The organism is Rhizobium sp. SL42, assembly GCF_021729845.1.
Taxonomy (GTDB): Bacteria; Pseudomonadota; Alphaproteobacteria; order Rhizobiales; family Rhizobiaceae; genus Allorhizobium.
In genome coordinates, this window is record NZ_CP063397.1 from 1,174,726 (window position 1) to 1,191,804 (window position 17,079).

At 62.6% G+C, this 17,079-nt stretch carries 20 protein-coding genes; 10 read left to right on the plus strand and 10 right to left on the minus strand.

From position 1 onward, the window contains the following. The first annotated feature begins 83 nt into the window (after positions 1–83). Together IM739_RS05510 and IM739_RS05515 are read left to right on the plus strand one after the other, a co-directional pair. Positions 84–455 (plus strand): DUF952 domain-containing protein, encoded by a 372-nt coding sequence (locus IM739_RS05510; protein WP_237370200.1) that lies wholly within the window; start codon positions 84–86, stop codon positions 453–455. After that, positions 455–1,543, plus strand: a complete 1,089-nt coding sequence (locus IM739_RS05515; protein ID WP_237370201.1) for a quinone-dependent dihydroorotate dehydrogenase — start codon at positions 455–457, stop codon at positions 1,541–1,543. The genes IM739_RS05510 and IM739_RS05515 overlap by 1 nt, the downstream gene beginning before the upstream one ends. Here the strand turns inward: IM739_RS05515 and IM739_RS05520 are convergent. Genes IM739_RS05520 through IM739_RS05530 form a run of 3 tightly spaced genes read right to left on the minus strand, consistent with a single transcriptional unit; the run spans position 1,519 to position 3,687 of the window. Then, positions 1,519–2,868 carry an MATE family efflux transporter gene (locus IM739_RS05520; RefSeq protein ID WP_237370202.1) on the minus strand — a complete coding sequence of 450 codons (1,350 nt, stop codon included), beginning with the start codon at positions 2,866–2,868 and terminating at the stop codon, positions 1,519–1,521. The two genes, IM739_RS05515 and IM739_RS05520, sit on opposite strands and share 25 nt — an antisense overlap. 47 nt (positions 2,869–2,915) lie before the next feature. Beyond that, positions 2,916–3,419, minus strand: coding sequence for a CAP domain-containing protein (locus tag IM739_RS05525; RefSeq protein ID WP_237370203.1), 504 nt, complete (start codon positions 3,417–3,419; stop codon positions 2,916–2,918). Between the two features lies 1 nt (position 3,420). After that, positions 3,421–3,687 (minus strand): DUF6460 domain-containing protein, encoded by a 267-nt coding sequence (locus IM739_RS05530; protein WP_007607845.1) that lies wholly within the window; start codon positions 3,685–3,687, stop codon positions 3,421–3,423. 162 nt (positions 3,688–3,849) lie between these two features. On the opposite strand from IM739_RS05530, the gene IM739_RS05535 reads away from it, so the two are divergent. The 4 genes from IM739_RS05535 (at position 3,850) to IM739_RS05550 (ending at position 8,027) form a co-directional block, all read left to right on the plus strand. Then, on the plus strand, positions 3,850–4,791 hold the full coding sequence (locus IM739_RS05535; RefSeq protein WP_237370204.1) for a methyltransferase domain-containing protein: 942 nt from the start codon (positions 3,850–3,852) through the stop codon (positions 4,789–4,791). A gap of 119 nt (positions 4,792–4,910) precedes the next feature. Next, a complete protein-coding gene (locus IM739_RS05540) occupies positions 4,911–5,549 on the plus strand; it encodes a YitT family protein (protein ID WP_237370205.1) in 639 nt (212 codons plus the stop codon). A gap of 256 nt (positions 5,550–5,805) precedes the next feature. Beyond that, complete coding sequence (locus IM739_RS05545) at positions 5,806–7,446, plus strand: GMC family oxidoreductase (protein WP_237370206.1); 1,641 nt, start codon at positions 5,806–5,808, stop codon at positions 7,444–7,446. Between the two features lie 50 nt (positions 7,447–7,496). Continuing rightward, positions 7,497–8,027, plus strand: a complete 531-nt coding sequence (locus IM739_RS05550) for a gluconokinase (RefSeq protein WP_237370207.1) — start codon at positions 7,497–7,499, stop codon at positions 8,025–8,027. Between the two features lie 43 nt (positions 8,028–8,070). Here the strand turns inward: IM739_RS05550 and IM739_RS05555 are convergent, their stop codons facing one another. Then, entirely contained in the window at positions 8,071–8,910 is an 840-nt protein-coding gene (locus IM739_RS05555) for an SDR family oxidoreductase (RefSeq protein WP_237370208.1), read from the minus strand. A 148-nt stretch (positions 8,911–9,058) separates the two neighbouring features. Between IM739_RS05555 and IM739_RS05560 the strand changes: the two genes are divergently transcribed. Then, positions 9,059–9,424 (plus strand): winged helix-turn-helix transcriptional regulator, encoded by a 366-nt coding sequence (locus IM739_RS05560; protein WP_237370209.1) that lies wholly within the window; start codon positions 9,059–9,061, stop codon positions 9,422–9,424. Between the two features lie 24 nt (positions 9,425–9,448). Here the strand turns inward: IM739_RS05560 and aguB are convergent, their stop codons facing one another. From aguB to IM739_RS05580, 4 genes are all read right to left on the minus strand, one after another. Further along, on the minus strand, positions 9,449–10,324 hold the full coding sequence (gene aguB, locus IM739_RS05565) for an N-carbamoylputrescine amidase (RefSeq protein ID WP_237370210.1): 876 nt from the start codon (positions 10,322–10,324) through the stop codon (positions 9,449–9,451). Positions 10,325–10,335: 11 nt separating this feature from the next. Continuing rightward, a complete protein-coding gene (locus IM739_RS05570) occupies positions 10,336–11,634 on the minus strand; it encodes an NAD(P)/FAD-dependent oxidoreductase (RefSeq protein ID WP_237370211.1) in 1,299 nt (432 codons plus the stop codon). Positions 11,635–11,644: 10 nt separating this feature from the next. Next, positions 11,645–13,003: a glutamine synthetase family protein gene (locus tag IM739_RS05575; RefSeq protein ID WP_237370212.1), complete on the minus strand. Its 1,359-nt coding sequence runs from the start codon at positions 13,001–13,003 to the stop codon at positions 11,645–11,647. A 290-nt stretch (positions 13,004–13,293) separates the two neighbouring features. Further along, complete coding sequence (locus IM739_RS05580; RefSeq protein ID WP_237370213.1) at positions 13,294–14,547, minus strand: NAD(P)/FAD-dependent oxidoreductase; 1,254 nt, start codon at positions 14,545–14,547, stop codon at positions 13,294–13,296. On the opposite strand from IM739_RS05580, the gene IM739_RS05585 reads away from it, so the two are divergent. Next, positions 14,546–14,707 carry a hypothetical protein gene (locus IM739_RS05585; protein WP_237370214.1) on the plus strand — a complete coding sequence of 54 codons (162 nt, stop codon included), beginning with the start codon at positions 14,546–14,548 and terminating at the stop codon, positions 14,705–14,707. The two genes, IM739_RS05580 and IM739_RS05585, sit on opposite strands and share 2 nt — an antisense overlap. Positions 14,708–14,735: 28 nt before the next feature. Next, a complete protein-coding gene (locus IM739_RS05590) occupies positions 14,736–15,098 on the plus strand; it encodes a YbaN family protein (RefSeq protein ID WP_237370215.1) in 363 nt (120 codons plus the stop codon). A 136-nt stretch (positions 15,099–15,234) separates the two neighbouring features. Here the strand turns inward: IM739_RS05590 and IM739_RS05595 are convergent, their stop codons facing one another. Together IM739_RS05595 and IM739_RS05600 are read right to left on the minus strand one after the other, a co-directional pair. Beyond that, positions 15,235–16,197 (minus strand): dihydrodipicolinate synthase family protein, encoded by a 963-nt coding sequence (locus IM739_RS05595; RefSeq protein WP_237370216.1) that lies wholly within the window; start codon positions 16,195–16,197, stop codon positions 15,235–15,237. Then, on the minus strand, positions 16,085–16,600 hold the full coding sequence (locus IM739_RS05600; RefSeq protein WP_237370217.1) for a hypothetical protein: 516 nt from the start codon (positions 16,598–16,600) through the stop codon (positions 16,085–16,087). The genes IM739_RS05595 and IM739_RS05600 overlap by 113 nt, the downstream gene beginning before the upstream one ends. Here IM739_RS05600 and IM739_RS05605 point away from each other — a divergent pair. Further along, complete coding sequence (locus tag IM739_RS05605; RefSeq protein ID WP_237370218.1) at positions 16,599–16,991, plus strand: GFA family protein; 393 nt, start codon at positions 16,599–16,601, stop codon at positions 16,989–16,991. The genes IM739_RS05600 and IM739_RS05605 overlap by 2 nt on opposite strands. The last annotated feature ends 88 nt before the right edge of the window (positions 16,992–17,079 follow it).

Sequence of the window (17,079 nt, forward strand, 5' to 3'; positions counted from 1 at the left end):
ACAATGGCGCCACTTTGCGGCAAACCGCTGGCAAAGATCGCTCAGGAACACCGGAGCGCGCCCCAAGCCCCCAAGGAGCGACCATGGACCAGATCATATACAAGATCGTCCCGCAGGAATTATGGCAAAAGGCGCGCGCCGACGGCCTGTTCGAGGGAGCGGCGATCGATCTCGCAGATGGCTATATCCACTTTTCCACCGGTGCCCAGGCGGTCGAAACCGCAAGGCTCCATTTCGCCGGCCAGTCGGGCCTCCTGCTGGTCGCGGTTGAAACGGCAGCGCTGGGAGAGGCCCTGAAATGGGAGCCGTCGCGCAACGGTGCGCTCTTCCCCCATCTTTACGCCGCTTTGCCGTTCGATGCTGTCGCCTGGGAAAAGCCGTTGCCGCTTGGTCCGGATGGCGCACATCTTTTCCCCGATGCCTTCAAGATCGCCTCTTCCAGGGATACCCAGTAATGCTCGATTTCGCCTCTCTCGCCCGCCGTGGCCTTTTCCTCTTCGACGCCGAAACCGCCCATGGCATGTCGGTCGCCGCGCTGAAATCCGGCCTCCTGCCGTCCTGCCGTATCCAACCCGATCCACGCCTAGCCCAGACGGTCGCCGGTCTCTCCTTCGCCAATCCGCTCGGCATGGCTGCCGGCTACGACAAGAATGCCGAAGTGCCGGATGCGCTATTGTCACTCGGCTTCGGTTTCGCCGAAATCGGTACGCTGACCCCGAAGCCGCAAGCGGGCAATCCCAAGCCGCGCATCTTCCGGCTGGTGGACGACATGGCGGTGATCAACCGGCTCGGCTTCAACAATGAAGGCCATGATGCCGCTTATGCGCGTCTGTCTGCCCGTTCCGGCAAATCCGGTCTTGTCGGCGTCAATATCGGCGCCAACAAGGATGCCGAGGACCGCATCGCCGACTATGTTGCCGGCATCCGCCGCTTCTATCCGGTCGCCAGCTATTTCACCGCCAATATTTCCTCGCCCAATACGCCGGGCCTGCGCGACCTGCAGGCGCGCGAAAGCCTGGTCGCCCTGTTGTCGGCCGTGCTCGCGGCGCGCCAGGAGGAGGCGTTGCGCGCCGGCCGCCGCATCCCGGTTTTCCTCAAGATCGCGCCCGATCTGACGGAAGAGGGCATGGACGACATCGCCGAAGTGGCGCTCGCCCACGATCTCGATGGCCTGATTGTCTCCAACACCACGCTCGCCCGCGACGGCCTCTCCGATCCGGTCGTCGCCCAGGAAGCGGGCGGCCTGTCCGGCAAGCCTCTGTTCGACAAGTCCACAGCGGTGCTTGCCCGCATGCGCAAGCGTGTCGGCAGGGATCTGGCGATCATCGGCGTAGGCGGTGTGTCGTCGGCGGAAACGGCGCTGGAAAAGATCCGCGCCGGTGCCGATCTCGTTCAGCTCTATTCCTGCATGGTCTATGAAGGCCCCGGCCTGCCGGCCCGGATCGTCCGGGGTCTGTCGACCCTCATCGACCGCGAAGAGGTTGGCAATATCCGCGAGCTACGCGACAGCCGCCTCGATCATTGGCTCTCGGTGAAGGTCTGATCGGTCTTCATCTTCAGCCGTGATAGCAGCAGCAGGCCACGCAGCGCCAGAAACACATTGAGCGCGACCCAGAGCCCGTGATTGCCGGCCATCGGTACCAGGATCGCCACCGTCAGCAGGTAGCCTGCAAGCGCCACGATCATCATGTTGCGCATCTCGTTCGACCATGTCGCGCCGATGAACACGCCGTCCATCTGGAAGGCGAGCGCTCCGGTCAGCGCCGTCAGCGCAGCGTAGGGCAGGTAGGTCGACGCCATGGCCCGCACGTCTTCCGCCGTGGTGATGAAGCCGACGATCGCTGCGCCGAAGATCAGGAAGAAGACGAGGCTGGCAAGCGCCAGCCCCAGCGACCAGATCCCTGTCAGCTTGACTGCCTTTTCGAAGCCGGCGCGCGATCTGGCACCGACTGTCTGGCCGGTGATCTGCTCGGCCGCCGTCGCAATGCCGTCGAGATAGAAGCTGGCGATCATGAAGAAATTCATCAGTACCGCGTTTGCCGCCAGCGTCACCGGCCCGAAACTCACGCCGACCCGGGTCATCACGGTAAAGGCGGTGATCAGCGAGAAGGTCCGGATCAGGATGTCGCGGTTCAGCTGGAAGAGATGCGAAAGTCTGGCTCTGTCGGTCAGCATCGCCAGCCGGGGCATGGCTGCGCCGCCATAACGCCAGAAGACAAAACAGAGGCCGGCAACGGCTGCAGCCGCCTCGCCGATCACCGTGCCCCAGGCAACCCCGGCAATGCCCCATCCGAAGGTGATGCCCAAAGTGATCGACATGACGATGTTGACGCCGTGCAGCAGGATCTGCAGCGCCAGCCCCACCGAGCCCATGCCGCGCCCCAGCACGAAGCCGAGCAGGGTGAAGTTCGACAGTGTCAGCGGCCCGGCCAGGATGCGGATGGCGATATAGGTGGAGGCTGCCAGCGCCATCTCGCCCTCCGCTCCCATCAGCGCCAGTCCGCCTGCCGCGATCAGCGGCGACAATGCCAAGATCAGCAACCCGAAGCCGACCGATAGTGCCATCGATCGCCAGAAGACGGCAAAAACCTCGGTGTCGTCCCGGCGGCCCTCTGCCTGTGCAACGAGCGCTGTGGTCGAGGTGCGCAGAAAATTGAGACTGGCAAACAGCAGATCGAATAGGGCGGCTGCAATGGCAAGGCCGGCCAGGCTTGCTGCCGTTCCAGTGCGGCCGATCACGGCGGTGTCGGTCAGGCCGAGCAGCGGCGTCGTCAGGAAGCCCAGCGTCATCGGCACGGCAATCGCCAGCACGGAGCGATGCGTGACTTCTATGATGCGCAAGGGTTCTGCGACCCGATCTCGATCCATGCCCTGGTCCCTACCCCGAAGCCCTCTGGCGGCAAGGCGGGAATCGCTCAGGCCGACAGCACCATTGCCCAATACGGCCGGTTTGCGGAAGAGGCATCGAAGGCAACCGCAACACCAAGGCCGCGATAGGAGCCGAGCATGTTTTCCAGGTGCTTCTTCGAATCGATCCACGCCTGTACCGCGCGCCCGACCGTATCCTGGCCGGTCGCGATGTTCTCCGCTGCCGGAAGCGGCACATTGCTGCCCTTCATCCGTTCAAGGAAGCTGTCGTTGAAACCGATCAGATGGGTCATCTTTCCGGCACGCGCCATGCGCTTGGCCTGGATGATGGCTGCCGTTTCCGCTTCCTTGGCCCGCACCAGCGGCGCGCGCCCTTTTGCGTCACGCAGATCGTTGACCAGTTTCAGCGCGCCCTCGGTCTCGGCCCGCGCCTGGGCCTCGTCCGGGGTCAGCACGTCGGTGGTGCGGCAGCCGGCGATCGAAAGCGCCAGGCCGCTGCCGGCCAAGAGGAGAAGCCGGCGGCGCGGCAGATGCAGGTTGAGTTCCTTCATGTCATTTCCGTGAGGCAAACAGACGCAGGATGATGAACACCGGAATGACGATGGTCGCACCGATCAGCAGATAGTCGCCCACCCGGCCCAGGGCTGCAAATCCCGTATGCCAGAGGTCGAGGATGAAATACTTCACGCCATGGATCAGATCGAGCGGATCGAGCCCGAACACGGCCATGACGAAGCCGACGATCAGCGACACCACGATCAGCTTGACGATCGTGCGGCCTGGCGTATCGCCGAGAAATCTGTTGACGCTATCCGACATTAGGGCGCTCCTGTTTGCTCTGATATGGGAGGGTCCACCGGCCCTCGCAAGCATGCCTTGAGGCGAAGACGTGCTTCGCGGTCCAATTAGCACTTGAGTTTTTTCCGGCCGTCGGTCAAGACCGCGCGCCGTCCTCATCCTGAAAGGCCTTGAGGGATACCCATGCATCCGACCCAGTTTTCCTCCGGCGACGTGATTGCCGACCGTCGCGCCGACTATGCCCGCATGCTGGCAGAAAGTGGCGATCCTGCGGCCGCCGTCGAATTGATGGAGCAGGCACTGGAACTGGCCCCCGTCTGGCCGGCCGGATTGGTGCGTCTTGCCGATTATGCCGAAAAATCCGGCCTGCCGGACAAGGCGATCACTGCCCTGCGCGCCGCTCTGTCGCTCGACCCCGAGGATATTTTCGGCGCTGAGCTGAAGCTCGCCCTGCTTGGTGCGGAAAAGATGCCGGACACGCCGCCCAGCCGCTATGTCGAGGCTCTGTTCGACGATTATGCTGATCGCTTCGATGCGGCCCTGGTCGAACGGCTGGATTACTCGGTCCCGGGCAAGCTCGCGGCTCTGGTTGCCTCCATGCCGCGTGCGGCGCCTTTCGTCTGTGCGGTCGATCTTGGTTGCGGCACGGGCCTGTTCGGCGCCGAGATCCGCCCCCATGCAACCCGCCTTGAAGGTTTCGACCTGTCGGCCAACATGCTGGCGCGGGCAGAGGAGAAACATCTCTACGATCTGCTGGCGAGAGCCGATCTCTCGCTCGAAGCGCAAGCCTCCGGGCTTGTCGGCGATGGATTGCCCGGCCAACGTGCCGACCTTGTCTCGGCAGCCGATGTGCTGATGTATCTGGGCGATCTCGCCAACGCCTTCTCGCTCGCGGCAAGCCTGTCGCAACCCGGTGCACTGTTCGCCTTTTCTGTCGAAGACGCAGCCGTGGACGAGGGCTTCGCGCTTCAGCCGTCGATGCGATATGCCCATTCCGAAGCCCATGTGCGCCAGCGTCTCTCACAAAACGGCTTCGATGTCGTCAAGCTGGAGCGCACCACCATTCGCATGGATGGCGGAAAACCGATCTTCGGCATTCTGTTTCTTGCGGTGAGGAAGCCCTGAACGACCGTTTTCTTGCGATCTTTTCAATAGGTCAGTGTTCCTGACCCATAACCCTTGTGGACGGGCGTTTCTCAGGTAATCTTGGCGTTGAGGGAGGACCTTTTTCGCGGAGACGGTTGATGGCGCAGATCACGAGCATGCTGGGTATCTGGAATTCCAATCCGACGCGTCACAGCGTGGCCGAAGATCTGCAGGGCCTGCTCGCCGGCAGCATGATCGCGGCGCTGGGTCTTTATCTTCTCGCCAAGGTCGGGCTGCTCACCGGCGGCATGGCCGGCCTTGCCTTCGTCCTGCACTACTGGACCGGCACGAGCTTCGGCCTGCTGTTTTTCATCCTCAATCTGCCCTTCTACATTCTGTCGCTGCGCCGCGTCGGCGTCGATTTCACCGTCAAGACCTTCCTTGCGGTCGGCTTCACCTCGTTCTTGGTCGAGATCGAAAGCCGTTTCCTGGTCATCGAGAGCATTGCGCCGGTCTGGGCCGCCGTGCTCGGCGGTCTTCTCCTCGGCTTCGGTCTTCTGGCCCTCTATCGTCACCGCGCCAGCCTTGGCGGCATCGGCATCCTCGCCATCTATATCCAGGACCGCTTCGGCATCCGTGCTGGCCTTGTCCAGCTTGCCTTCGACCTCTGCGTCATGGCCACCGCCTTTGCCGTCGTCAGCCCGATGGTCGTCGCCTGTTCGGTTCTGGGCGCAGTCGTCCTCAACCTCTTCCTCGCCATCAACCACCGCTCGGACCGCTACATCGCCCTGCGGTGATCACGCAGCGCTGATCAAACAATCCGATAAAACATCACGAGCAATGCATCGTTGAGCAGCGCTGCATTGCCGCAGCGGCCGGATCCCGCATCCGAGACGCCCGGACGCTCGCATCGGAAAAATAGTCAAAACCCTATATGGACGCCCTTGTGACACGCGTCACATAAAGCTACGTTTACGTAAATGGAAGCCGTCGGGCATCCATTGCGGGTGGCGCCAGCACGGCCGCCTTGCCCTCTGGGAGGAGGTGGCTTTTATGTTTGACTATGTCATCGTCGGCGGCGGTTCGGCGGGCTCCGTTCTGGCTGCGCGGCTGAGCGAAGATCCGGATATCAGCGTCTGTTTGCTGGAGGCCGGCGGCCTCGGTCGCGATCTGCTGATGCGTGTACCGTCCGGTGCGGCCGCGATCGTGCCCGGCTATCTGAAAGGTGGCAACTGGGCCTTTTCCACCACGCCGCAAAGAGAGCTGAATGGACGGGTCGGTTATCAGCCGCGCGGGCGCGGGCTGGGCGGATCGAGCCTTATCAATGCCATGCTCTACACCCGCGGCCATCGCGGCGACTACGACGAATGGGCAGCGCTTGGTGCAAAAGGCTGGTCCTTTGCCGACGTCCTGCCATGGTTCCTGAAAGCCGAGGACAATGTCCGGGGTGCCGATTCCTGGCATGGCCGCGGTGGTCCCTTGCAGGTCAGCGACGCCAACTGGGCCCGTCCGATCAATCAGGCCTTCATCAAGGCCGGCGAACAATGCGGCTTTCGGCCCAATGATGATTTCAACGGTCCGCTGCAGGAGGGGCTCGGGCTCTATCAGGCAACGCAATTCTGGCATGGCCCGAAGAAAGGTGAACGTTGCTCGTCTGCCGCCGCCTATCTGCACGACCGTCTGGATCGTCCCAACCTGACAATCATCAACGGTGTCCGGGCAAGCCGGATCGTCATCGAGCAGGGCAGGGCCGTGGGCATCGCCTATCGCCGCGGGCGCAGCGAGGTCGTGGTCGGCGCGCGGCGCGAAGTGTTGCTGTCTGCCGGGGCCCTGCAGTCGCCGCAGCTTCTCATGCTGTCGGGCATCGGTCCCGCCGAGCACCTGCGGCATCATGGTATCGCGGTCGTGGTCGACCAGCCCGAGGTCGGTGCCAATCTGCAGGATCATCTGGATTACACCCAGATCTTCAGGTCGGCCGACAAGGACATGATCGGCCTCGGCTTGGCCGGCGCGCGTGATATCGTCTCGGCAGCATGCGAATGGAACCGCGACGGCACGGGCCATCTGCGCTCCACCTTTGCCGAATCCGGTGGGTTCCTGAAGACGGACCCGACACTGCATCGTCCCGATGTCCAGCTGCATTTTGTCGTCGCCATGGTCGATGATCACGCCCGCAAGATGCATTGGGGACATGGCTATTCCTGTCATGTCTGCGTACTCAGGCCGCATTCGCGCGGCACCGTCCGGCTGGCAAGCGGCGATCCTTTGGCCGCACCGGAGATTGATCCGGCCTTCCTTTCCGACGCCAGAGACATACAGACGCTGAAAGCCGGTGCGCGGCTCATGCGGCAGATCATGGAATCTCCGGCTCTTGCCCGCTACCGCGGCCGGGAACTGTATCCGGCGGGTCGTTCCGACGACGAACTCGAGGCGGCCATCCGCGCCCGCGCCGATACCATCTACCACCCCGTCGGCACCTGTCGCATGGGATCGGATGCGACAGCAGTGGTCGATCCCTCGCTCCGGGTGAACGGGGTGCAAGGGCTCCGCGTCATCGACGCCTCGGTCATGCCACGTCTCATTGGCGGCAATACCAATGCCCCGGTGATCATGATCGCCGAGAAGATTGCCGCGAGCATGCGCGCCGAGCGCAAAAGAGAGATCGAGCCCGCTTCGGGATTGCATTTCGCCTGAGCCTGCCTATCGTCCGGCGCACAATTCGGGCGAGGCATCGGGGAGGACAAATGACGGACAAATCCGGATCGGCGCAACAGGCCGTTATAGTCATGGGCGTCAGCGGCTGCGGCAAATCCTCTGTCGGCGCGCTGCTGGCAAAACGCCTCGGCCTGCGCTTCGTTGAAGGCGATGCGCTGCATCCCCCTGCCAATGTCGAAAGGATGGCCAAGGGCACGCCGTTGACCGACGACGACCGTTGGCCGTGGCTAACCCGGATCGGCCACGACGTCGCGGCAGCGCAAGGCGCGGGTGAGGGGATCGTCGTTTCCTGCTCCGCCCTCAAGCGGAGCTACCGTGATCTCCTGCGCCGGGAGGCTGGAGGCGCTCTGCACTTCGTCTATCTCGAAGGCAGCCACGCACTCCTGCTGTCGCGGATGGGCGGCCGAACCGGTCATTTCATGCCTGTCGCCCTGCTCGACAGCCAGTTGGCGACGCTGGAGGTGCCAACCGGCGAGCCCGGTGTGGTCACCGTCAGCATCGACCAGAGCGTCGAGGACATTGTCGGGGACGCCATGCGCGGACTTGCGCCCTCAAGCTGACCGCCCTCTCTCTGGCGAAAGAGGGCGAAGCCGGTTTTGCATTTCAGCTCTTCAGCGCGCTGATATGGTCATTGGCATAGGTTTCGACCGAGCGCGGCGCATTGCCGGTCAGCGTTTCGACATCAGAGGTCACCGCAGCAGTCCAGCCTTCGCGCACCGGATGGAAGATCGCGGCAAGGAAGCCGGCATAGTCGGCCGGAACGCCCGCGCCGGTCAGCATGCTGACAAAGGCCTCGTCGCTGATCGCGCTATAGCCGACCGGCTTGCCGATGGTCTTGGCAAGGATGGCTGCGGCCTCGGCATATCCAATGGCCTGCGGACCGGTCAGGTTGAAGGCGCGGCCATCGAATTCTGTGCTCGTCAGCGCGGCGGCGGCGCTTGCCGCGATGTCGCGGGCGTCGATGAAGCTGGACTTGCCGTCGCCGGCCGGAACGGCGATCTGGCCATGGTCGATACCGGCCTTCCAATAGGTATGGAAATTGTCGGAAAACCAGTTGGGCCGCAGGATAACGTAAGGCACGCCTGACTTTTCGATGGCGATCTCGATCTGGCGATAGGGAATGCTGTCATCCGCATCGACGCCGAAAACGCTCTGGAACACGACCTTCACCCTGCGCGCAAAGGCGGCCTCGAGCACCGGCATCAGCAGACCGATCGAATCGACGCTGCCCGATGCCAGCATGATATAGGCCCGGTCGACGCCGTCGAGCGCAGGGCCGAATGTGGACGGGTCCGTGTAGTTGAACACAACGCCCTTCGCGCCGTCGACCGTCTTGCCGGAGCGCGAGGCTGCCTTGACCTTTTCGCCCCGGGCGATGAGGGCCTTGACCAGCGGCGCGCCCACATTGCCAGTGGCGCCGAGAATCAGGATCTTGTTCGACATGTCTTTCATTCCTCGAATGATTGAGTAGGTATCTATTGGAAACCAGCTTCCGATCGGATATATAATCACATTCAGAAATCGTGAAAGAAGGCACTTTCGGGTGACATGGTTTCCTTGAGGAAACCACCCGCAGTGCCGAGGACAGGCCATGCAGCAACCTTATGATGTCTATGAAGAGAACTGCCCGACCCGCCAGGTACTGGCCCGTGTCGCCGACAAATGGGCTTTGCTGGTCCTTGATCGGCTGGACGGCGAGCCGGTGCGCTTCAATCACCTGAGGCGCGATATCAAGGGCGTTTCGCAAAAGGTCCTGTCGCAGACCCTGAAACGGCTCGAGCGCGATGGCATGGTTTCGCGCACGGTCTTCCCGACCGTGCCGGTGACGGTGGAATATGCCCTGACCCCGCTTGGCCGAACCCTGACCGAGACGGTGGCCGCCATGGCCCACTGGGCGGAAAAGCACATGGATGCCGTGCTGGCGGCACAGCAGACCTATGACGCGCAGTCGCGATAGTCGGCGATCAGTCGCTGTCGAGGATCAGTTGGTTCCGTCGAATGTCAGTACCGTACCATAGAGTTCGGGTCGGCGGTCGCGGAACAACCCCCAGGCCGCGCGCTGCTTTGCGATCCCGTCGAGATCGAAGCTCGCCGTCAGCACCGCCTCGTCCTGACGCCCGGCTTCTGCAATCTTGCCCCCGGTCTGGTCGGCGATGAAGGACGAGCCGTAGAAGGTGAGCTCCGTGCCCTTGCGACCGGCTTCGACGCCGATCCGGTTCGAGGCGATGACCGGCATCAGGTTGGCCGCCGCATGGCCCTGCATCACGCGTTGCCAATGCGCGGCGCTGTCGATCGTCGGATCCTGCGGTTCGGAGCCGATGGCGGTCGGGTAGAGCAGCAGTTCCGCCCCCAGCAGCGCCATCGAGCGTGCCGCTTCGGGGAACCACTGGTCCCAGCAGATGCCGACGCCGATCTTCGCATAACGCGTCTGCCAGACCTTGAACCCGGTATCGCCGGGCGAGAAATAGTATTTCTCCGTATAGCCGGGACCATCCGGGATGTGGCTCTTGCGGTAGAAGCCGAGAACGGTGCCATCCGCATCGACGATTGCGACGCTGTTGAAAAAGGCCGGGCCTGCCTTCTCAAAAAAGCTGACGGGGATGACCACGCCAAGCTCCGCTGCAAGCCGTGAAAAATGCGCGATCAGCGGATTGCCCTCAAGGGGTTTTGCCAGGTCGAAGAATTCCGCGATCTGGTCCTGACAGAAATACGGCGCCTCGAAGAGTTCCTGGATGAGCGCGATCTGCGCGCCCTTGCCAGCGGCCTCGCGCACCAGCTTTTCGGCGCGCGCGATATTGCCGGAGATGTCCCAGCCGCAGGCCATCTGCGTGGCCGCCACGGTGACGATACGTGTCATGTCGTTCTCCCTTACACACCCAGCCTGTCGCGAAGTCCGTACCACCATGCGCCGAGCGTGGTCAGCGGCACGCGGAACATCCGCCCACCCGGGAAGGGATAGGCCTGGAGCGAGGACCAGACGTCGAAGCGGCTCGCCTGGCCGTTGACCGCTTCGCCGAGGATCTTGCCGAGCAGATGGGTGGTGGTCACGCCATGACCCGAGTCGCCATGCGAGAAATAGACCGTGTCCGACAGCTTGCCCATATGCGGAATGCGGGTCAGCGTCAGGGCGAAATTGCCGCTCCAGGCATAGTCGATCTTCACGTCCTTCAATTGCGGAAAGGTCTTCAGCATGTTCGGCCGAATGACGCCGGTGAGATTGGCCGGATCCTGGCCGCCATAACCGATGCCGCCGCCATAGAGCAGCCGGTTGTCGGCGGTGCGGCGATAGTAGTCGAGCACGTAATTGGCATCTTCGACACAGTAATTGGCCGGCAGCAGTTCCTCGATCAGCGCCGCATCGAGCGGTTCGGTTGCCATGACCTGGGAGGAGACCGGCATCATCTTTTCGGTGATCTTCGGCGCGAGACCGGCCATGTAGGCATTGCCGCAGACCAGCACGAACTTTGCCCGCACCATGCCGCGCTCCGTTCGGGCATATGGCTGTGCGCCTGTGTTCAGCTCGATCACCTTGGAGTTTTCGAAGATCCTGCCGCCGAGGCTTTCCACGGCAGCCGCTTCGCCGAGGACGAGGTCGAGCGGATGGATGTGGCCGCCATGCCTATCGATCATGCCGCCGACATAGCGGTCGGCCTTCACATAGCGGGAGACCTCGCTTTTCGACACCATGTCCAGGCCGTCATGGCCGTGTTTCTGCCAGGTGGCGCGCACCTCGCTCATTTCGCGCACCTGCTTGTCGGTGAACGCAGCAAAGAAGCCGCCATCGACGAGATCGCAGTCGATGCCGTATTTCGCGATGCGTTCGCGGATGATCCTGCCGCCCTCGAGCGACATTTCGCCGAGCTTCGCCGCACGGTCGGGGCCATAACGCTTGGCGATGGTGTCGAGGTCGCGGCTATAGCCATTGACGATCTGCCCGCCATTGCGGCCCGACGCGCCAAAGCCGATGCGGTCGGCTTCCAGCACGATGACGGAATAGCCGGTTTCCGCCAGTTGCAGGGCGGCAGAGATGCCGGTGAACCCGGCGCCGATCACGCAGATATCGGTATTCAATTCGCCTTCAAGGCTGGTGCGTACCCGCTTGTCGCGAGCAGAGGCTGCATAATAGGTGGCCGCGTGGCCGGGATTGGCTCCGATAGACTTGGTCATGGCATGCACCTCACACGGTCCGGATATAGGCGTCGTATTCGACGTCTGTCACACGCTGGGAAAACTCCGACAGTTCCTGCTGCTTGCAGGCCGTGTAGAGCCCGCGATATTTCGGCCCGAGCGCCGCATAGACAAAGCTCGACTTGGCAAAGCGCTGGATCGCATAGTCCCAGTTGGTCGGCAGCGGCTCGTGGCTGACGGCATGGTCGTCGCCGGAAATCGCGCCGCCCGGCGGTGTCTTCTCCTTCATGCCGGCAAGTGCCGCCGACAGGATCATCGCCAGAACCAGATAGGGGTTGGTGTCGGAGCCGGCGACGCGGTGTTCGATGCGGGTCGCGGGCTTGGATGCGGTGATCACGCGCACGGCGGCCGAGCGGTTGTCGAAGCCCCAGGACGCATAGGTCGGCGCATGTTCGGAGGGGCGCAGGCGGCGATAGGAGTTCTGGTGTGGCGCAAACACAGCCATGCTCTCGCCCATCGCTTCCAGCAGCCCGCCGACCGAATGCAGCAGCGTGTCGGCCGGGCCGTCCTCGCCGACATAGATGTTGCGGCCGTTTTCATCCAGCACCGAAAAATGCACATGCATGCCGCTGCCGGCCTGCATGCCATAGGGCTTGGCCATGAAGGTGGCGTCGAGATCGTTGGCGCGCGCAACGCCCTTGACGATGCGCTTCAAAAGCACCGCATAATCGGCCGCCGCCAGCGCATCCGGCACATGGTTGAGATTGATTTCATACTGACCGGGACCGTTTTCCCGCAACGTCGTATCGGCCGGCACGTTCTGCGCCTTGGCGGCGCTGGAAATGCCGTGGAACACCTCTTCGAAATCCTGCAGTTCGGAAATCGACAGCACCTGCGTCTGCCCCGTATGCCAGCGCCCGTCGCGCGTATTCGGTGGTCGCACCGGATCAAGCGCCGAACGCACCGGGTCGATCAGGTAGAATTCGAGTTCGGTGGCAACAACCGGCGTCAGCTTCTCGCGCTTGTAGCGCTCCAGCACATTGGCAAGCACCTGGCGCGGATCGGCATAGAAGGCATCGCCCTCGGTCGTCTTCATCTGCAGCAAGACCTGGGCCGTCGGGCGCGACAGCCAGGTGACGCGCGACAGGGTCCCCGGAACCGGAAAGCAGATTCCGTCCGGATCGCCGGTGCCTTCTGCAAGGCCCGCGGCATTGACGTCACGGCCCCAGACGTCGAGTGCATAGACCGAGCGTGGCATGGCCATGCCGTTGGTCAGCACGTCGATCGCCCGTTCGCGCGGGATCCATTTGCCGCGCGGCACGCCGTTGACGTCGATGACGAAGGCTTCAAGAACTTCAATATCAGGGTTTTGTGCGAAAAAATCTCGCGCCTGCTCGGCAATGTCCATAGGGCACCGTTTGGCTAGATGGTCTGCTTGATGTCTAACACGTGTCGCCACGCCAGCGGGACATGCCGCTAACGATAGACGCTTTTCGCGTTATAGATCAGAAACCGCACCATGCCTCGGCTGCCTCTCGATTTTCCCCTCGACCGGTGGCCCCTTGTTGAAGCCCGTTTTTATCCGATCAGCCACCCACCCGGGTGACAATTTGGTCAAGCGACCAAATCCCAGATAGCATCCCGGCGCTGAAAAGGCCAGCCCGCAGGGAACAACCGGCTATTGTCCGCGCTATCGCCTCAGGGATTGAAGCGTTCCGGGCGCCAGGCCGTCGTGTCGAGGAACGGCTTTTCGCCATCCATCATCTCTGCGATCAGGCGGCCGGTGACGGGGCCAAGCGTCAATCCGTGATGGGCATGCCCGAAGGCAAACCACAGCCCGTCATGGCGCGGCGCCTTGCCGATCACCGGCATCATGTCCGGCGTACAGGGGCGGGCGCCCATCCAGGGTTCGGCATCCAGCCGTTCGCCGAGCGGAAAGATTTCCCGCGCCACCTTTTCGGCCCGCGCAAGCTGCACCGGCGATTTCGGCGCATCGCGATCGGCAAATTCCGCCCCGGTCGTCAGCCGGATGCCCCTTTCCATCGGCGCAAGGAAATAGCCGCGTTCGCCATCCATCGCCCAGTTGTTCAAGACTGCATTGCCGGCCGGCGCATAATGCATGTGATAGCCGCGCTTGACCCCGAGCGGGAAACGGTAGCCGAGCTTGGCGGTTATTTCCTGTGCCCAGGGACCGACGGCGAGCACCACCTCTTCGCCCTCGACCATGCCGTCGTCGGTCCTGACCTTCCAGCCGCGACCGCTGGCGCCCGGCTCGAGTGTGGTCGCGTCACCCTTGACGAAACGGCCGCCGAGCGACTGGAAATAGGCGAGATAGGCCGCCGTCAATCCATGCGGATTGGTCACCGACCACGGATCGTTCCATTTCAATGCGCCGATGAAATCGCCCGAAAGATGCGGCTCTTCCTTTGCCAGCTCCTCGCGTGACAGGCTCTGGAAGCTGATGCCGTATTCGCGGCCCAGGCGCTCGGCTTCCGCCACTTCGGCGTCGCGCTTGCCGCTGGTCCGAAACAGTTCCATCCAGCCGTCCTTGCGGATGAACCGCCCCGCATCGGCAGCCTCGATCAGCACCTGATGCTCTGAGATCGAGTTTTCGATCAGCGGCGCATAGGCGCGGGCAATCACCTGGTGCCGCGGCCTGTTGGAATGCCACCAGTAGCGTGCCAGGAACGGCACGAGCTTCGCCAGCGCGCTGCCATGGTAGTGGGCGTCGATCCGGTTGTTCAGCCCGTAGCGCAGCAACAGCCCGAGATCCTGCGGGAAGGCATAGGGAACCACGCCTTCGCGCTGGATCAGCCCGGCATTGCCGAACGAGGTTTCCTCGCCGGGATCGCGCCGGTCCACCAGAACCACGGCGCGCCCGCGACGCGCCAGGTGAATTGCGGTGGACACGCCGATGATGCCGGCGCCAAGCACGATGGTGACCTTGGACATGGTATTTCAGTTCCCTGAGGGCAAGTTGTATACAAAGGATGCAATTGCCGCGATGGCGGTGCAAATGAAAAATGGTCGCATCCGCCGAAATCCGCAAAATCCTTGGCGAAACATCGATCCTTCACTATCTCCGACCCAGCTGCTGGAGCTATATGACTGAGAAAGTCAGCTTTTAGAAAAGGTCCCGGATGCGTTTTCTGACACTCGCCGCAGCCTGGCTGCTGGTCGCGATCGGCATCATCGGTGTTTTCCTGCCGGTTCTGCCGACCACCCCGTTCATGATTGTCGCGGCCGGCCTGTTTGCCCGTTCCTCGCCGCGCTTCGAGCGATGGCTGCTGGAACACCCCCGCTATGGCCAGCCGCTGACGGACTGGCGTCGCCAGGGGGCGATTTCGAAACAGGCAAAGGTGGCCTCGGTCTCCCTGATGAGCGCAAGCTATCTCATCGTCTGGTTCTTCGGACCGCCGCAGCTCTGGCTGAAACTGGCAATCGGCCTCATCCTGATTGCCTGCGCCGCCTTCGTGCTCACCCGGCCGCTGCCCGATCCTTGAGGTGTCGCGCTTCGAGCGGTCGCCGATGGATGCGTAGCCGGCTCAGGCCCTCCTGTTGGAGGGCCCCCTGTATGCTCGGCTCTGTCTGCTCGGCCCCTATCGGTCCGAACCGCTTCGATGAGACCTTGTAAGTCTTTCAGGCCTTGTATTTGGCCACGGCGCCGGAAAGCTTGCTCCAACCGCCATACCAGCTGTTGAACAGCTTGAACTGCGCCTCGACATAGCCGCGCTGGCTTGCCGTCAGGGCGTCGCTCTCGTTGAAATGCAGCGTGTATTCCGCGTCTCCCTTGAGCACCATCATGTGCTTGAAATAGAGCACGAGGTCGGCGCCTTCGTCGAAGGACGACAGGACGGCCAGCGCCTGTTCCAGCTCCAGCGCCCGCTGGCGCGCATCGGCGTCGCCGGCAGCTGCGGCCTGCGACAGGTTGCAAAGATGCAGCACTTCCTTGGGCAAGACGTTGCCGATGCCGGTGATAGCGCCAGTCGCACCGCAATTGACATAGCCGTGGAACACAGCGGTATCGACGCCGATCATCAGCGAAACATTGTCGTCGTGATTGGTGATGTGCTCTGCCGCATAGCGCATGTCGGCCGGGCCGCCGAATTCCTTGAAGCCGACGAGGTTCGGATGTTCGGCACGCAGCGCGAAGAACAGGTCGGCACGGGTGGCAAAGCCGTAGTACGGGCTGTTGTAGATGACCGCCGCGAGATCGGGCGCCGCCGCAAGGATCGCCTTGAAATGCGCCTTCTGCGCCGTCACCGACGAGCCGCGCGACAGGACGCGCGGGATGACCATCAGGCCTTTCGCGCCGACCTTCTGGGCGTGTGCGGCATGCGCAACCGCACAGGCCGTGTTGACGGCACCGGTGCCGACGATGACAGGAATGCCCGCCTCGACCAGCCGCTCGACGCCTTCCATGCGCTGCGCGTCGGTCAACAGCGGCCAGTCGCCCATCGACCCGCAATAGACGACGGCCGACATGCCGTCACCGATCAGCTGCTTGGCCTTGCGCACCAGTGCATCGAAATCCGGGCTGCGATCCGCCTTGCAGGGCGTCATCAGTGCCGGAACCACACCCGAAAAAATCGTTGCCTTCATTGTCGAATTCCTCTTCGCGATCAAACGTGACTTGAGCCGCCCCGACCGTCGAAGCGCTGTCTTGGATGCTGATATACAGTCTTGTATTCTTTTTGTCGACAGAAAAATTGAGACGTTCGTAGAGTTGCCCGTGACGCGCCGCCGAGAGACATTGTAGGGGCAGGCTTGAAGGCAAGGCACTGGCGGAACGGATCGCCGCGCCATGGCGAAAGGTGCGCGGGATATCCTGTAGCGGTGTCCCCGGAAACGAAACGCTGGCCGCCGCGGCAATTGCATGGCTGGCGTTGGCCATCGTAAGGTTTCCTGCGGCAGGCTCGAGACCAAGATCAGGCTCGAGATCAGGATCAGGATGGTGATCACCATCGCTGGCGCTGTGACCATGACGAGGAAGGAGGGGCATCATGCATCGCTTCACCGGCAGTTGTTTATGCGGCAATGTCACCATCGCGGCCTCGGGCCAGCCTTATCGGGTGGGGCTTTGTCATTGCCTCGATTGCCGCAAGCATCACGGCGCACTGTTTCATGCTTCGGCGATATTCCCCGAGCATGCTGTCACGATCGATGGCGAGACTGGCGAATACGCCGGACGGCATTTCTGCCCGCGCTGCGGCTCATCGGTTTTTTCCCGCTCGGCCGACGAAATCGAGGTCAACCTCGGCTCGCTCGATGCCCCCGACCAGTTGCGACCGACCTACGAATTGTGGACGGTTCGCCGCGAATCCTGGCTGCCGCCGTTTCCGCAGATGAGACGATACGCCGAAGACCGTAAGGCCGACGGCCGTCATGAGGAATAGAGCACAAGCGCCAACCGGGAGGGCAGGGATTCCCGATCGAGACCCGTCGCGCCGCGCTAACGAATTAAAATTGCAGCGTTTTTAGGGG

Coding starts and splice junctions, on each gene's coding strand:
- IM739_RS05555 (WP_237370208.1), bottom strand. CDS start 8,910: ATGTCGAACAAGATCCTGATTCTCGGCGCCACTGGCAATGTGGGCGCG.
- IM739_RS05520 (WP_237370202.1), bottom strand. CDS start 2,868: ATGGATCGAGATCGGGTCGCAGAACCCTTGCGCATCATAGAAGTCACG.
- aguB (WP_237370210.1), bottom strand. CDS start 10,324: ATGACACGTATCGTCACCGTGGCGGCCACGCAGATGGCCTGCGGCTGG.
- IM739_RS05550 (WP_237370207.1), top strand. CDS start 7,497: ATGACGGACAAATCCGGATCGGCGCAACAGGCCGTTATAGTCATGGGC.
- IM739_RS05570 (WP_237370211.1), bottom strand. CDS start 11,634: ATGACCAAGTCTATCGGAGCCAATCCCGGCCACGCGGCCACCTATTAT.
- IM739_RS05580 (WP_237370213.1), bottom strand. CDS start 14,547: ATGTCCAAGGTCACCATCGTGCTTGGCGCCGGCATCATCGGCGTGTCC.
- IM739_RS05590 (WP_237370215.1), top strand. CDS start 14,736: ATGCGTTTTCTGACACTCGCCGCAGCCTGGCTGCTGGTCGCGATCGGC.
- IM739_RS05575 (WP_237370212.1), bottom strand. CDS start 13,003: ATGGACATTGCCGAGCAGGCGCGAGATTTTTTCGCACAAAACCCTGAT.
- IM739_RS05535 (WP_237370204.1), top strand. CDS start 3,850: ATGCATCCGACCCAGTTTTCCTCCGGCGACGTGATTGCCGACCGTCGC.
- IM739_RS05515 (WP_237370201.1), top strand. CDS start 455: ATGCTCGATTTCGCCTCTCTCGCCCGCCGTGGCCTTTTCCTCTTCGAC.
- IM739_RS05560 (WP_237370209.1), top strand. CDS start 9,059: ATGCAGCAACCTTATGATGTCTATGAAGAGAACTGCCCGACCCGCCAG.
- IM739_RS05595 (WP_237370216.1), bottom strand. CDS start 16,197: ATGAAGGCAACGATTTTTTCGGGTGTGGTTCCGGCACTGATGACGCCC.
- IM739_RS05585 (WP_237370214.1), top strand. CDS start 14,546: ATGGTATTTCAGTTCCCTGAGGGCAAGTTGTATACAAAGGATGCAATT.
- IM739_RS05540 (WP_237370205.1), top strand. CDS start 4,911: ATGGCGCAGATCACGAGCATGCTGGGTATCTGGAATTCCAATCCGACG.
- IM739_RS05530 (WP_007607845.1), bottom strand. CDS start 3,687: ATGTCGGATAGCGTCAACAGATTTCTCGGCGATACGCCAGGCCGCACG.
- IM739_RS05525 (WP_237370203.1), bottom strand. CDS start 3,419: ATGAAGGAACTCAACCTGCATCTGCCGCGCCGCCGGCTTCTCCTCTTG.
- IM739_RS05545 (WP_237370206.1), top strand. CDS start 5,806: ATGTTTGACTATGTCATCGTCGGCGGCGGTTCGGCGGGCTCCGTTCTG.
- IM739_RS05600 (WP_237370217.1), bottom strand. CDS start 16,600: ATGATGCCCCTCCTTCCTCGTCATGGTCACAGCGCCAGCGATGGTGAT.
- IM739_RS05510 (WP_237370200.1), top strand. CDS start 84: ATGGACCAGATCATATACAAGATCGTCCCGCAGGAATTATGGCAAAAG.
- IM739_RS05605 (WP_237370218.1), top strand. CDS start 16,599: ATGCATCGCTTCACCGGCAGTTGTTTATGCGGCAATGTCACCATCGCG.